We start from the raw sequence: 14,090 nt of genomic DNA on the forward strand, positions 1-14,090 counted from the left end.
CCGGGTCAGGCGGGCAGGTGGACGGTGAGCACGGCGCCGCCGAGCGGCGGGCCGTTGCGCACCTCGACCCGCCCGTCGTGGGCGGACACGATCGCGCGGACGATCGACAGGCCCAGGCCGGAGCCGCCGGCGCCACGGGCGGCATCGCCCCTGACGAAACGCTCGAACACGCTGCCGAGCACGTCGCCGGGGACGCCCGGCCCGTCGTCGGCGCACTCCAGGCGTACCCCCGCGTGCTCGTGCTCGATCAGGAACAACAGCCGGGTCGCGCCGGCGGCGGCGCTGTTCGCGGCCGCGTTGGCAAGGATCTGGCGCAGCCGGTCCGCGTCGGCAGGCACCACCACCGGCTCGCCGCGGGCCTCGATGTCCAGGCCGAGCGTGGGGCCGAGCAGCCGCGCCTCCTCGGACGCCAGGTCCAGCAGGTCGACCGGGCGGCGGTCCGCGACGACCTCACCGGACCGGTGCCGGGCCAGCAGCAGCATGTGCTCGGTCAGCCGGATCAGCCGGTCGGTCTGCTCCCGCGCGGCGAGCAGCGACTGCTCGACCTCGTCGCGGTCGTCGAGCGCGCCGAGCGCCAGCTCGATCTCACCGCGCAGCACGGTCAGCGGCGTGCGCAGTTCGTGGCTTGCGTCGTCGACGAACGTCCGCTCCCGGGCGAACGCGGTCTGCAGGCGGTCAAGCATCCGGTTCAGCGTGCGGCCCAGCGTGGCCAGCTCGTCGTCGCCCGGCACCGGCCGCAGCCGTCTGTCGCTGTCGAGCGAGGAGATCGCGGCGGCCTCCTGGCTGAGCACCTCCACCGGGCGCAGCGCGGCGCGTACCAGCAGCCAGCCGGCGCCGACCAGGCCGGCGATCAGGACCGGCGCGGAGGCCAGCAGCACCATCCACTGCCGGTCCGTCGCACCCTCGATGATCTCCGCGTCGGTCGCCACGGCAAGCACGTTCCCGGAGCCGTCGCCGACCGGCACGGCCAGGATCGACACCGGCACCACGGTCCGGCCCGCGCCGATCGGCAGCTCGATGTCGAGCATCGTGTCGTCGGTGAGCGCGGCGGCAAGCGCGGGCGTGAGCAGCCGGTGCCGGGCCAGCGCGGGCGAGCCGGTGATCAGGCTGCCGTCCTCGGCGTAGAGCTGGGCGAGCGAGTCGTGCCGGATCGGTCCGGTGTCGCCCTCCTCGAGCGCGGTCAGCAGGTGGTCACGGCGGTCGTAGAGGTCCGCGCCGACCGCGTTGCCGAGCTGGTCGTCGAGGACCAGGCCGAGCAGGAACAGGCACAGCAGCAGCGCCCCGGCCGTGCCGGCCGAGAAGATCAGCACCAGGCGGGTACGCAGTGATCGTGGCACCGGTGCTCGCCTCCTCAGGGTCACACGTGGTGATCGAACCTTATCCTGGGACCATGAGGCTGCTTGTCGTCGAGGATGATCCGGCGATGGCGAGCATGCTCACCCGCGGGCTGCGCCGGGCCGGTTACGCGGTCGACACGGCCGCCACCGGCACCGACGCGATCTGGAAGATCACCGAGAACGACTACGACGTGGTGGTGCTGGACGCCATGATCCCGGCGCCGGACGGCTTCCAGGTGTGCAGGCGCATCCGGGACGACGGGCTCTGGGTGCCGGTGCTGATGCTCACCGCGCGGCACAGCGTCACGGACCGGGTCGAGGGCCTCGACGCGGGCGCGGACGACTACCTGACGAAGCCGTTCGCGTTCGAGGAGCTGCTGGCCCGGCTGCGCGCGCTCACCCGCCGCGAGCCGGCCGAGCGCCCGGCCGAGCTGCGCGTCGGTGACCTCGTGCTCGACCCGGCCACCCGCGCGGTCCGCCGCGGCGACATCCCGATCGAGCTGTCCGCGAAGGAGTTCATGCTGCTGCACGAGCTGATGCGGCGGCCGAGCCAGACGCTGAGCCGCAGCCACCTCATCGACCACGTGTGGGACTTCGCGTACGACGGCGGCTCCAACGTGGTCGACGTGTACATCCGCTACCTGCGGGACAAGGTCGACCGGCCGTTCGACAGGCAGACGATCGTGACGGTGCGGGGCGTCGGCTACCGCCTGGACGACACTGCGTGAGCCGTCGCCTGTGTGCTCTGGTGGCAGTCGTGCTGCTGGTGGCCGGCTGTGCGCCGCCGGTCGGAGCGTCGACCGCTGCCGCGCCCGCACCCCTCGTCGTCGCATTAGGTGACTCCGTCCCCGCGGGCACCGCCTGTGACTGCGTGCCGTTCCCCGACCTGTACGCCGCCCGGCTGTACGCCGGTGCCGGCGCGATCGATCTGGCCGCTGACGGCTACACCTCCGCGGACGTGCTCGCGCAGATCCGGTCCGGTGAGGCCGAGGACTGCCTCCGCCACGCCACCACGGTCCTGATCATGGTCGGGGCGAACGACGCCGCCGACGGATTCCCCGGCGCCGGCGCCTCCGGTTACGCCGAGATCTCCGGCCGGACAGAGGAGAACGTGACAGCGGCGGTCCGGGAGATCCACGCGGTCGCCGGCGCCGCGCTGCCGGTCATGGTGCTCGGCTACTGGAACGTCGTCCAGGACGGCGACGCCGCCGAGTTCGCCCCCGGCGAGGATGTGGAGGCCGCGATCGCCACCGACGACACCAACCGCGCGCTGGCGGCCGCTGCCGAGGCGGGCGGCGCGTCCTTCGTGCCCACCTACCCGCTGTTCAAGGGCGTGGACGGCCGGTCCGACCCGACCGGGCTGCTCGCGGCGGACGGCGACCACCCGAACGCCGCCGGGCACGCGGTCATCGCCGCCGCCATCCCTAAGGCTTTTCCCTGATCGCAGGCGGTCGCCCGGTGTTCATAATGGACGGCGGCCGATGGTCGGCCGGGGATGAGGGTTCCATGTTCGGACGGACGGGACGATCGATTGTGGCGCTGGCCGCCGTGACCGCGCTGATGGCGAGCGCGGCGCCGGCGGTGGCGGGCGGTGCCGGGGCGACGCTGCGGCGCACCGAGTTCGGGGTGCCGCACGTGCGCGCGGGCTCCTACCACGGCGCGGGCGTCGGGGCCGGCTATGCGTTCGCCGAGGACAATCTGTGCCTGCTGGCGATCGAGATCGTCGGGCTGGACGGCGAGTCGTCCCGGTACTTCGGGCCGGGCTCCGGAAACCTCGAGTCTGACCTGTACCACCGCTGGCTGCTCGGCAACCGGGTGGTGGAGCGGCAGCTCACCGCGCCGGGCGGGCCGTCCCGCAACGCGCGCGACCTGGCCCGGGGCTACGCCGAGGGCTACAACCGCTACCTGCGCGAGACCGGCGTCGGCAACCTGCCCGAGTCCGCCTGCAAGGGCGCCGCGTGGGTACGCCCGATCACCGAGCTGGACATCTGGCGCCGGGTGCAGCAGATCGCGGAGATGGCCGGTAGCGAGGAGCTGACCGAGCTGATCGCGGCCGCGCAGCCGCCGGGCGTCGCCGCGAAGGCCTCCCGCAGCACGCCGTCCGCGATGCCGTCACGCAACGGCGACGGGCTGGGCAGCAACGCGGTCGGACTCGGCGCGGACGCCACCACCGGCCGCACCGGCATGCTGCTCGGCAACCCGCACTTCCCGTGGAACGGCCCGAACCGCTTCCACCAGGTGCAGCTGACCATCCCGGGCGAACTCGACGTCACAGGTGCCACGCTGCCCGGCATGCCGGCCGTCGCGATCGGCCACAACGACCGGGTCGCCTGGTCGCACACCGTCTCCACCGCCACCACAGTCACGCTGCACCGGCTCGCGCTCACCCCCGGCGACCCGCGGTCGTACGTGGTGGACGGGCAGGTCAAGGCGCTGAGGAGCGACCCGGTCACGGTGACCGTGCGGCAGGACGACGGCACGCTTACCACCGTGTCGCAGCCGGTCTGGAGCACGCCGGACGGGCCGATCGTGTCCGTCCCCGGGCTGCTCCCCTGGGACACCGCGCAGGCGTTCCAGCTGCGCAGCGCGAACGCGGGCAATCTGCGTACCGTCGATCAGTGGCTCGGCATGGGCAAGGCCCGCAGCGTGCGCGAGCTGCGCGACGTCCAGGCGCGGCTGCTTGCCTCACCGTGGGTGAACACGACCGCGGCCGACGCGACCGGGACCGCCTACTACGGCGACCTGCAGGTCGTCCCGCACGTCACCGACGAGCTGATCGCCCGCTGCGGCCTGGCCGACGTGGACGGCATCCAGGTGCTCGACGGCTCCCGTGCCGCCTGCGGCTGGGGGACCGACGCGGACGCGCCGGTGCCCGGCCTGCTCGGCGCGGGCCGGCTGCCGGCGCTGTTCCGCCGTGACTACGTCAGCAACATGAACGACAGCCCGTGGCTTGCGAACCCGGCCGCGCCGCTGACCGGCTACCCGTCGATCGTGGGGTCCACCGGCACCGAGCGGTCGCCGCGCACGCGGCTCGGCCTGCAGATGATCGGCGACGGTGTCGCGGACGGCGGCTTCACGCTCGCCGACCTCCAGGCGATGCTGCTCAACAACCGCAATCTGACCGCGGAACAGGGTGTGCAGTCGGTACTGGCACTCTGCCGGGCGAACCCGGCGCTTACCGCCTCCGACGGCAGCGCCGTCGACGTGTCCGAGGCCTGTGCCACGCTCGGCGGCTGGGACACGCGCGGTGACCTGGAGGCCCGCGGCGCGGTCGTCTGGCGCGCGTTCATCCTGCGGCTGCGTACCAGCCCGTGGCGTACGCCGTTCGACCCGGCGGACCCGGTCCACACCCCGCGCGACTTCGACGCGACGCTGCCCGGCGTGGCCACCGCGTTCGCGGACGGCGTCAAGGCACTCGGTCCGACGGTGGGCGCACGGTTGACGGATGTCCAGCAGTACGAGGGCATCGGCGTGCACGGCTGCGACGGCCGCGAGGGCTGCTTCAACGTCATCACCGCCAACCTGACCCCGCCTTCCGGCGTGCAGCACGGCACCAGCTTCGTGCTGGCCGTCGAGTTCACCCGGCACGGGCCGAAGGGGCGCACGCTGCTCACCTACGGCCAGTCGGCGAACCCGACCTCCCCGCACCACACCGACCAGACGAGGCTGTACGCGGCCAAGCAGTGGGTGACTGACCGCTTCACCGAGTCGGAGATCGCCGCCGACCCGGCTCTGACCATCCGCCACCTGCGCTGACGGCGCGCGTGCCGGGCCCATGATGATCAGGCCCGGCACGTGCCGCTCAGGCCGGCTGGTGGTCGACAGCGCGGATCTGGACGGTGATGTTGTCCTGGACGGCGCGGGAGTAGGGGCAGCGGCGGTGGGCCTGGGCGGTGAGCATGGCTGCCACATCGGCGTTCAGGCCGGGCAGGACGGCGGTCAGGTCGACGGCGAGGTGGTAACCGTCGTCGCCGCGGATCAGCGAGACCGACGCGTGGACGGCGCTGCCGGGGACCGCGACGCCGGCCTCGCGGGCGCTCAGCCGCAGCGCGCTGTGGAAGCAGGCGGCGTATCCGGCGGCGAAGAGCTGTTCCGGGTTGGTGCCGAGCCCGCTTCCGCCGGTTTCCGCGGGCGGGGCCAGCGTGACGTCGAGGTGGCCGTCGGTGCTGCGAGCGGTGCCGGAGCGGCCGTCACCGGCGGACCTGACCTCTGCGGTGTAGACGACTGTCATGCGTCGGTTCCTTCCTGGGCGGTGGCGGCCGCGGCGGCCCGCGCGGCGAACGGAAGTGCGGCCGCGAGGTGGGAGAAGGCCTGGTCGTCGTGGGCGGCGGAGACGAACCAGGACTCGAACGGGGACGGTGGCAGGTAGACGCCACTGTCGAGCAGCGCGTGGAAGAACGGGCGGTAGCGGAACGTCTCGGTCGCCTTCGCGGACGCGTAGTCGGTCACCTGCCGGTCGGTGAAGAAGACCGAGAAGAGCGTGCCGGCCCGCTGCACCCGGTGCGCCACGCCCTGCGCGGACAGCGCGTCCGAGACCAGCCCGGCCACCGTATCCGCGGCCCGGCCCAGGTGGGTGTAGACGTCAGGCGTGCAGGCGCGCAGCGTGGCCAGGCCCGCCGCGGTCGCGACCGGGTTCCCGGAGAGTGTGCCGGCCTGGTAGACCGGGCCCTCCGGGGCGAGCTGCGCCATCACGTCGGCACGTCCGCCGAACGCGGCGGCCGGGAAGCCGCCACCCATCACCTTGCCGAAGGTGAGCAGGTCCGGGCGCCAGCCCTCGCGTGCGCCGTCCAGCTCCCAGTGCCCGGCCCGGGCCGCCCGGAAGCCGGTCATCACCTCGTCGGAGATCAGCAGCGCGCCGTGCCGGGTGCAGAGCGAGGCCAGTCCGGCGTTGAATCCGGGCGCCGGCGGCACCACGCCCATGTTGCCGGGCGCGGCTTCGGTGATCACGGCGGCGATCTCGCCGCCCGCGGCCGCGAACGCCGCCTCCACCGCGGCCAGGTCGTTGTACGGCAGCACGATCGTGTCCTCGGCGGCGGCGCCGGTCACGCCGGGGCTGTCCGGCAGGCCGAGCGTGGCCACGCCGGAGCCGGCCTGGGCCAGCAGCGCGTCCACGTGCCCGTGGTAGCAGCCGGCGAACTTGATCACCTTGCGGCGGCCGGTGAACCCGCGCGCCAGTCGGACCGCGGACATGGTCGCCTCGGTGCCGGACGAGACCAGCCGGACGCGCTCCACCGGCGCGATCCGGCGGGTGATCTCCTCGGCGAGCAGCACCTCGCCCTCGGTCGGCGTGCCGAACGAGGTGCCGCGCGCGGCGGCCTCACGCACCGCCTCGGCGACCGCGGGGTGGCCGTGCCCGAGAATCATCGGGCCCCAGGAGCAGATCAGGTCCAGGTACCGGCGCCCGTCCGCGTCGGTGAGCCAGGCGCCGGACGCCGACGACATGAACAGTGGCGTGCCGCCGACCGCGCCGAACGCGCGGACCGGCGAGTTGACGCCGCCCGGCACGACCGCCCGGGCCCGGTCGAAGAGTTCCTGCGAGCGCGTCAGAACGGCGCTTGTCATGCGCGGTCTCCCTTGGTGAGTGTGTAGGCCGCGTCAAGCACGAGCGCGCCGTCGGCCAGGACCCGGACCGGGTTGAGGTCGAGTTCGAAGCCGGCCGGCCAGTCGGCGGTCAGCGCGGACAGCGCCTCCAGCACCCGTACCAGCGCGGGGGTGTCGGCGGCCGGGCGGCCGCGCACGCCGTCGAGCAGGCGCGCGCCGCGCAGCTCGGCGATCATCGACTCCGCGTCCCCGGCGCGCAGCGGCAGCAGCCGGCAGGCCACGTCGTCAAGCGCCTCCGCGAAGATGCCACCGGCGCCGACAGTGAGCACATTGCCAAGCGGCGTGGACCGGACGCCGACGATCATCTCGACGCCGTCCGGGGCCTGCGCCTCGACAAGCACGGTGCCGCCGAGCGCGGCCAGCCGGGCGAAGACCTCGGCGGCCCGGTCCGCGGTCACGCCGACCGCGACGCCACCGGCCTCGGTCTTATGCAACAGGCCCGGCACCACGGCCTTGAGCACCGCGACACCGCCGCGCGCCGTCACTGCCGCGACCGCGTCGGACGCGGTGGTCACCGATGTGCCGTCCGGCACCGGCAGACCGGCTCCGGCCAGCAGCCGCTTGAGCGCCGGTTCGGTGGCGTCGGCGGCCGGCACCGCGTGCACCGCGCCGTCCGGCGCCGGGACCGCGGGTACGGCCGCACCGGCGCCGGACACGGCCGTGGCCAGCGCGGCCGCGGCCCGGACCGCCCGGGCGGGGGACGGGAACTCCGGCAGCCCCGCGGCACGCAGCCGGGCGGGCGCGTCCGGGGCGAGGAAGTCCGCGCCGGTGCGGGCGACCAGGACCGGCTTGCCGTAGGCGTCGGCGACCCGGCCGAACGCGGTCACCGCCTTGTCGACGTCCGGGCCGGCCATCACGCAGAAGGCCCCGATGATCAGGTCGACCGTGTCGTCCCGGGCCACCGCGTCAAGCGACCGGTCCAGCAGCGTCGGGTCGCTGAGCACGGTCGCGGTGATGTCGATCGGGTTGTCCGCCGACCCGAACGCGGGCACGATCCCGTCCAGCTCACGGCGGGTCTCCTCGGAGAGCGGCGCCAGCGTGAGGCCCTGCTCCGCGATCGCGTCCGCGGCCAGGATGCCGGAGCCGCCGGACGTGGTCACCACCGCGATCCGCCCTCCGCGCGGGCGGTGCGGGCCGCTGAACGCGCGGCCGATGTCGAGCAGGTCGTCCACGTCGTCGGCGCGGGTGATGCCGTACTGGCGCAGCGCGCCGTCCAGCACCCGGTCGTCGGTGGCGAGCGCGCCGGTGTGCGAGGCCGCGGCCCGGCTCCCGGCGGCGCTGCGCCCGGACTTGAGCAGCGCGACCGGCTTGCCGCTGGCGGCCAGCTCGCGCAGCGCGGTCACGTCCGGCACGGTCTCCAGGTAGGCGAGCAGGCCGGTGCACTCCGGCTCCTCGGCCAGCGCGCGGAGCACCTCGATCGCGGTGACGTCGGCGTCGTTGCCGGTGCTCACCACCCAGCCGGGCCGCAGCCCGCGCTCAAGCGCCAGGCTTGCCACGCCGAAGCCGAGCGCGCCGCTCTGGCTGACCACGGCCAGGCCACCCGGCTCGAAGGGCACCGATTCGGCCATGAACAGCGGGCTGAACGTGGCAAGCACCCGATGCCGGAAGCCGACCGCGCCGATGCAGTTCGGGCCGACCAGGCGCAGCCCGCCGGCCCGGGCGCGGGCCACCACCTCGGCCTGCAGCGCCGCGCCCTCCGCACCGGTCTCGGCGAATCCGGACGAGGCGATGATCGCGACCGGCACGCCGGCGGCCACGCAGTCGTCGACCGCGGCCGGCACCCGGTCCGCGGCGACCATGATCAGTGCGAGGTCGACCGGGCCGGGCGCCTCGCGGACGCTCGGGTAGGCGGGCAGACCCAGGATCTGCGACGAGCGTGGGTTGACCGGCAGGATCCGGCCCTGATAGCCGTACCGGATGAGGTAGTCGACCGGTTTGCGGCCGAGCGCGCCCGGCCGTTCGGTGGCGCCGATGACCGCGACCGAGGACGCGGACCAGAGGGCGGACAGGTTGTTCACACCAGTACCTCGTTCTCGTCGTGGGGTGCGAAGAGCTCGCCGAGCACACCCAGGTAGACGTCGCCCTGCGGCCGGCCGACCAGCTGCCGGGCGCGTACCGTCGGCTGGTGCAGCAGTTTGTCGACGACGCGCTGCATCGAACGGGCGATCTCGTCGTGCGCGTGCGCGTCCAGGTCCGGCACCCGGCGGGTGAGCCGGGTCAGCTCCGCCGTCAGCGCCGTGCTCGCGGCCGTGCGCATCGCGGCCAGCACCGGCCCGACCCGGGCGGTCCGCTGGCTGATCATGAACTCCTCGACCGCGGCGCTGACCAGCGACTCGGCCGCTTCCACGCTTGCGGCCGACCCGGCGGCCGCCTCGGTCTCCGGCGACGCGTCGGTGAGCACGCGCAGGTCCACGAAGTCCACCCCCGGCAGGTCGCCGACGGCCGCGTCCACGTTGCGCGGCAGCGCCAGGTCCAGCACGAACAGCGGCCGGTCGCCGCGCGAGGCCAGCGCGTCCGCGACAGTGGCCGCGCTCAGCACGACGTCGGTGCCGCCGGCGCAGCTGACCACCACGTCCGCGTCCGGCAGCAGTGACGGGATCTCGTCCAGGGTGGTGCCGCGGCCACCCGCGGTGTCCGCCAGGTGCTGGGCGCGCTCCCGGCTGCGGTTGGCCACGTCGAAGCGCCGCACGCCGGCCCGGCGCAGCGCGGCCGCGACCACCGCCGCCATCGAGCCCGCGCCGATGATCAGCGCATGCCGGCCGGCAAGCGAGCCGATGTGCTCCTCGAACCGGGCGATGCCGACCGTGGCCAGGTCCCGGCCGGCCTTGTTCAGCCCGGTACGGGTGCGGACCGCCTTGCCGGTACGCAGCGCGGACTGGACCAGCTGGTGCAGCACCTGGCCGGAGGTGCCGACGGCCTGCGCCCGCTCCAGCGCGTCCTTGACCTGGCCGAGGATCTGATCCTCGCCGATCACCACCGAGTCCAGGCCGGAGGTGACGGTGAACAGGTGCTCGACCGCGCGCTCGGCGGTGTGCACGTACATGTGCGGGCGGAGGTCCTCGAGGGCCTGACCGGTCTGCGCGGCCAGCAGACCGGGCAGGCGGCCGGGATCGGCGGACTCGGCGTAGAGCTCGACCCGGCCGCAGGTGGACAGCAGCATCGCGCCGTGCGGAACCGACTGCAGCAGCGCCACCGCCCGGTCCTCCGGCAGGCTTATTCGTTCCAGCAGGTCGACGGGGGCGCTGGCGTGGCTCAGCCCGACGACGACGAGATTGAGGTTCTGTTCTGACATGTCAGTTCACATCCAGTGCTAACGGGAGAGCTTGGTGGCGAACTCGGTGGCCCAGTAGCTGATCAGGACGGTCGCGCCGGCCCGGTAGAGGCAGGTGAGGCTCTCCAGGACCGCGTTGTCCCGGTCGATCCAGCCCCGGGCCGCGGCGGCCTCGATCATCGAGTACTCGCCGGAGACCTGGTACGCGGAGACCGGCACGTCCACCGAGTCCGCGAGCAGCCGCACGATGTCCAGGTAGTGCGAGGCGGGCTTGACCATCACCAGGTCCGCGCCCTCGGAGAGGTCCAGCGCCACCTCGCGCAGCGACTCGCGGGTGTTCGCCGGGTACTGCTGGTAGGACTTCCGGTCGCCGGTCAGCGACGACTCGACCGCGTCCCGGAACGGGCCGTAGAAGCTGGACGCGTACTTCGCCGAGTAGCCGAGGATCGCCACCGACCCGTGCCCGGCGCGGTCCAGCGCCTCGCGGATGTGCCGCACCTGGCCGTCCTGCATGCCGCTCGGCGCGACGATGTGCGCGCCGGCCTCGGCCTGGACCACCGCCACTTCGGCGAACCGGGCGAGGCTGGCGTCGTTGTCCACGTCGCCGTCCGGCCCGAGCACGCCGACGTGCCCGTGCGTGGTGTACTCGTCCAGGTTGATGTCGCTGATTACCACGGTTTCGTCGCCGACCTCGGCCACCACGTCGCGCAGCGCGATCTGGGCGATGCCGTCCGGGTCGGAGGCGCCGGTGCCGAGCGCGTCCTTCGTCTCCGGGATGCCGAAGACCATCAGCCCGCCGACGCCGGCCGCCACCGCTTCGGCCGCCGCCTTGCGAAGGCTGTCCCGGGTGTGCTGGTAGACGCCCGGCATCGAGACGATCGGCCGTGGCTCGGTCAGCCCTTCCCGGACGAACAGCGGCTGCACCAGGTTGCTCGGCCGTACTGTGGTCTCCGCGGCCAGCCGGCGCAGCGCGGGCGTGCGCCGCAGCCGCCGAGGCCGGTGCAGCGGGTGCCCGCTGTCGCCGCCGTTGGTGTACGTCGTGGGGATGCGGGAGTAGGTCATGACGGTCAGGCCCTTCCGATGAGGTTGCCCTGGAACACGCGCTCGACGTGCTCGGTGACGTGGGGTTCGGGACGGCGGAACCAGTAGCCGGCCCCGGTCCGGGCGAAGATCCCGGACGTGTTCGCCTGCACCAGCAGCTCGGCGGCCTTCACGGCCAGGCCGGCCGGGTCGATGACCGGCACGCCGTGCAGCTCGTGCACGCCGAGGTGCCAGAAGATCTCGTTCGGGATGCCCTCGGCCGGGATCAGCAACTGCGCGCCGGCGTCCACCGCGCGCTGGGCGGCCCGGCCGAACGTCTCCAGGAACAGCGCGAAATCGCCGTTCAGCGCCGCGTGCACGGCCTGCGCGCCGTCGTCGGCGATCTCGTACGAGGAGAGCAGATGCCGAAGACCCTGCCGGGTGATGTTGTCGGTGATCGGCTCGCGCAGCTTCGGCATGAAGCCCAGCACGCCGAACCGGTGATTCTGCATCGCGGCAAGGAACGTGGCGGTCTCGGTATAGCCGAGCGCCGGGATGGTGGCCAGCGTCCGCGCCTCCCGCAGCCCGGGGTCCTGCCCGGCCGCGATGATCCACGCGTCGTAGCCCTCGCGCTCGGCGGTCAGCGCGGTCTCGCCGAAGTAGCCGTTGAACCGCAGCGCCAGGCTGCCGAAGCCGACCAGGTCGAACGGGGTGTCATCGCCGTACGTGCCCTCGGGCAGCGTGTGGATGTCCACTGTGGTGCCGGGCGCGACGAGCGCGGCGAGGTGGTCGTCGTACCACTTGTCAAGCAGGGGAAGCCGTCCGGCGACGGTGTGTTTCTGGAACCAGAGTCGCATGATGTGCTCTTCCTTCACGCGGTGAGCAGGGACGATCGGGCCAGATAGGCGCGGGAGAGCCCGGAATCCGAGGCGGTGCGGATCACCTCCTCCACGGCGGCGCGTGTCTCCGGGCCGCTGCCGTCCGCGCCGCGCGCTCGCGCTTCGCTGAGCGGGAGGACCGTGTCGACAAGCGCGGCGCGACGGCTCGCGGCCCAGGCGTCGGCGCGCACGTCCGGCGCGCCACCGAGCAGATCGGCAAGCACGCCGGCGAGGGTCACCGCGTCGTGCAGCCCGGCGTTCATGTTCAGGCCGCCCGCGGTGGAGGTCAGATGCGCGGCGTCCCCGGCGAGGAACACGTCACCGTGCCGATAGCCGTCCACCACCCGGCGAGCGACGCGGTATGTGTGCGCGTCCTCGATCCCGACGTCCCGGCCGGGCAGCGCCCGCCGGACCAGGTCGCGCACCGCCTGCGGCCGGATGGCCTGGTCAGGATCGGTGCCCGCCGGGATCCGGAAGATCAGCCGCCAGTGGTCCCGAAGGCCCAGCACGCTGAACGACAGCCGGCTGTCCCGCACGTAGGCGAGCGCCGCCAGCCCCGGCACGACCTCGTCGAGCGGCGTCCGCGTGATCACCCGCAGCGCGTAGTGCGGGTAGTCCGCGCCCGGGAAGCCGATCCCGAGTGCGGCCCGCACCGTGCTGTGCGCGCCGTCCGCCGCCACCAGGTAGCGGGCACCGAACTCAGCCCTGGCGGCGGCCACGTCCCGCACCGGACGATCGAAGATCAATCGCGCATGGGGTACGGCGGACAGCTCCCGGGCCAGCAGCCGGGTCAGCACTGTCTGCTCCGCGTGCAGCCGGAACGGATGCCCGGTCAGCCCGGCCAGCAGCGCGAAGTCCATCTCGGCAAGCACCCGCCCGGACAGGTCCCGCCACTGCACCCGGTCGACCGCCCGTCCGGCCGCGATCAGCTCCGGTGTCACGCCGAGCGGAGTCAGCAGGTCAAGTGTGCCGGGGTGGAAGGTGGACGCCCGCGACGCCTGGGACAGCGCCGCCCCGCGCTCCAGCACGGTGACCGGCACACCGCGCCTGGCCAGCGCGAGTGCGCAGGTCAGGCCGACCGGTCCGGCGCCGGCGATCAGCACGTCGGTCATCGCGGCAGCCGGCTCAGCGGCCCGGCCGGCGCGGTCCGCCCGGTCGGCGCGGTCCGCCCGGTGGCTCGCAGCGCCCACCACGAGCCGGCGATGTTCGAGGTCAGCACCGTGCGGGAGGTGTTCTCGCGCAGCCTTTCGACGGCGTCCAGCGTGAACATGCCGGTGCCGGTGAGGAAGAAGACGCCGTCCCGGGCCGGTTGTGCCGCGTCCACCTGCGCGATCAGCTCGTCGGTGGTCACGTCGTACGGCGAGAAGGCCTGCCCGGCCCGGATCGGGATCACCCGGTCGACGGTCAGGCCGGCCGCCCGCCAGTAGCTCACGGACAGCTCGGTCAGCCACGGCTCGTACGGCGAGACCAGCGTGATCGTCCGCGCGCCGATCGCTCCCAGCAGGTCCAGCGTGGCCACGGTCGCGGACGCGACCGGGTAGCCGAACTCCCGGCCGAGGCGCGCGCACAGCTCGCGGTCCTCGTCCGGGCCGAACAGGTAGTGGGAGCCGCTGCACGCGATGACCGCCGCGTCCAGGCGCAGGGTGCCGAACGCGCCGAGCATCTCCGGAATAATCTTGTTATACGTTTCGAGACGTTCCCGGAGCGTCTTTCCGGGCAAGACGGGAAATCGCGAAGAATAGACGTGTGCGAGATTCCGAAGCAGTGTTCCGAACTCCGGTTCCACGGCGGCGTTAGCGGGTGGCAGCACCACCGCGGTCCGCGGCGTCCTATTGTCGGTCACGGTTTTCCTTCCCTCGTCGATCGCTTTTCGAGCGTAGATTCGCGACGAGGGGCAGGCACTACGGAAATCCGCAGTCACCGCAATCGCGGAGAATGCGAACGGGAAATGAAGCGGACGTGAAAAGAACCCGGCATATCACC

12 protein-coding genes are annotated in these 14,090 nt (G+C 73.2%); 3 read left to right on the top strand and 9 right to left on the bottom strand.

From position 1 onward, the window contains the following. Positions 1-5 precede the first annotated feature (5 nt). A complete protein-coding gene (locus ACIA8K_RS33190; protein WP_396066485.1) occupies positions 6-1,337 on the bottom strand; it encodes an ATP-binding protein in 1,332 nt (443 codons plus the stop codon). A 53-nt stretch (positions 1,338-1,390) separates the two neighbouring features. Between ACIA8K_RS33190 and ACIA8K_RS33195 the strand changes: the two genes are divergently transcribed. The 3 genes from ACIA8K_RS33195 to ACIA8K_RS33205 all read left to right on the top strand — a co-directional run bounded on the left by ACIA8K_RS33195 (position 1,391) and on the right by ACIA8K_RS33205 (position 5,093). Further along, on the top strand, positions 1,391-2,065 hold the full coding sequence (locus tag ACIA8K_RS33195; protein ID WP_396066487.1) for a response regulator transcription factor: 675 nt from the start codon (positions 1,391-1,393) through the stop codon (positions 2,063-2,065). Further along, positions 2,062-2,778, top strand: coding sequence for an SGNH/GDSL hydrolase family protein (locus ACIA8K_RS33200; protein ID WP_396066489.1), 717 nt, complete (start codon positions 2,062-2,064; stop codon positions 2,776-2,778). Before ACIA8K_RS33195 ends, ACIA8K_RS33200 begins: the two co-directional genes overlap by 4 nt. 65 nt (positions 2,779-2,843) lie before the next feature. Beyond that, a complete protein-coding gene (locus ACIA8K_RS33205) occupies positions 2,844-5,093 on the top strand; it encodes a penicillin acylase family protein (protein WP_396066491.1) in 2,250 nt (749 codons plus the stop codon). Positions 5,094-5,139: 46 nt separating this feature from the next. On the opposite strand, the gene ACIA8K_RS33210 is transcribed toward ACIA8K_RS33205, so the two are convergent. From ACIA8K_RS33210 to ACIA8K_RS33245, 8 genes are read right to left on the bottom strand one after another with little or no spacing between them, the layout of a single operon-like run. Continuing rightward, positions 5,140-5,568: an Ohr family peroxiredoxin gene (locus ACIA8K_RS33210; protein WP_396066493.1), complete on the bottom strand. Its 429-nt coding sequence runs from the start codon at positions 5,566-5,568 to the stop codon at positions 5,140-5,142. Next, entirely contained in the window at positions 5,565-6,899 is a 1,335-nt protein-coding gene (gene hemL, locus ACIA8K_RS33215) for a glutamate-1-semialdehyde 2,1-aminomutase (RefSeq protein ID WP_396066495.1), read from the bottom strand. The genes ACIA8K_RS33210 and hemL overlap by 4 nt, the downstream gene beginning before the upstream one ends. Further along, on the bottom strand, positions 6,896-8,956 hold the full coding sequence (locus tag ACIA8K_RS33220) for an acetate--CoA ligase family protein (RefSeq protein ID WP_396066497.1): 2,061 nt from the start codon (positions 8,954-8,956) through the stop codon (positions 6,896-6,898). The genes hemL and ACIA8K_RS33220 overlap by 4 nt, the downstream gene beginning before the upstream one ends. Continuing rightward, a complete protein-coding gene (gene hemA / locus ACIA8K_RS33225) occupies positions 8,953-10,230 on the bottom strand; it encodes a glutamyl-tRNA reductase (RefSeq protein ID WP_396066499.1) in 1,278 nt (425 codons plus the stop codon). Before hemA ends, ACIA8K_RS33220 begins: the two co-directional genes overlap by 4 nt. Before the next feature lie 18 nt (positions 10,231-10,248). Continuing rightward, the gene (gene hemB, locus ACIA8K_RS33230) at positions 10,249-11,271 is read right to left on the bottom strand and encodes a porphobilinogen synthase (protein WP_396066501.1); all 1,023 of its coding nucleotides are present in this window, start codon (positions 11,269-11,271) and stop codon (positions 10,249-10,251) included. Positions 11,272-11,276: 5 nt separating this feature from the next. Then, positions 11,277-12,086, bottom strand: a complete 810-nt coding sequence (locus ACIA8K_RS33235; RefSeq protein WP_396066503.1) for an aspartate/glutamate racemase family protein — start codon at positions 12,084-12,086, stop codon at positions 11,277-11,279. A 14-nt stretch (positions 12,087-12,100) separates the two neighbouring features. Then, positions 12,101-13,219: an FAD-dependent oxidoreductase gene (locus ACIA8K_RS33240; RefSeq protein ID WP_396066505.1), complete on the bottom strand. Its 1,119-nt coding sequence runs from the start codon at positions 13,217-13,219 to the stop codon at positions 12,101-12,103. Beyond that, the gene (locus ACIA8K_RS33245) at positions 13,216-14,028 is read right to left on the bottom strand and encodes a hypothetical protein (protein ID WP_396066507.1); all 813 of its coding nucleotides are present in this window, start codon (positions 14,026-14,028) and stop codon (positions 13,216-13,218) included. Before ACIA8K_RS33245 ends, ACIA8K_RS33240 begins: the two co-directional genes overlap by 4 nt. Positions 14,029-14,090 lie beyond the last annotated feature (62 nt).

This window comes from Catenuloplanes sp. NPDC051500, assembly GCF_044454585.1.
GTDB lineage: Bacteria > Actinomycetota > Actinomycetes > Mycobacteriales > Micromonosporaceae > Catenuloplanes.

Excerpts from the sequence above, each read along its gene's own strand:
- ACIA8K_RS33195 (WP_396066487.1), top strand. The coding sequence starts at position 1,391 with ATGAGGCTGCTTGTCGTCGAGGATGATCCGGCGATGGCGAGCATGCTC.
- ACIA8K_RS33205 (WP_396066491.1), top strand. The coding sequence starts at position 2,844 with ATGTTCGGACGGACGGGACGATCGATTGTGGCGCTGGCCGCCGTGACC.
- ACIA8K_RS33210 (WP_396066493.1), bottom strand. The coding sequence starts at position 5,568 with ATGACAGTCGTCTACACCGCAGAGGTCAGGTCCGCCGGTGACGGCCGC.
- hemL (WP_396066495.1), bottom strand. The coding sequence starts at position 6,899 with ATGACAAGCGCCGTTCTGACGCGCTCGCAGGAACTCTTCGACCGGGCC.
- hemA (WP_396066499.1), bottom strand. The coding sequence starts at position 10,230 with ATGTCAGAACAGAACCTCAATCTCGTCGTCGTCGGGCTGAGCCACGCC.
- hemB (WP_396066501.1), bottom strand. The coding sequence starts at position 11,271 with ATGACCTACTCCCGCATCCCCACGACGTACACCAACGGCGGCGACAGC.
- ACIA8K_RS33235 (WP_396066503.1), bottom strand. The coding sequence starts at position 12,086 with ATGCGACTCTGGTTCCAGAAACACACCGTCGCCGGACGGCTTCCCCTG.
- ACIA8K_RS33240 (WP_396066505.1), bottom strand. The coding sequence starts at position 13,219 with ATGACCGACGTGCTGATCGCCGGCGCCGGACCGGTCGGCCTGACCTGC.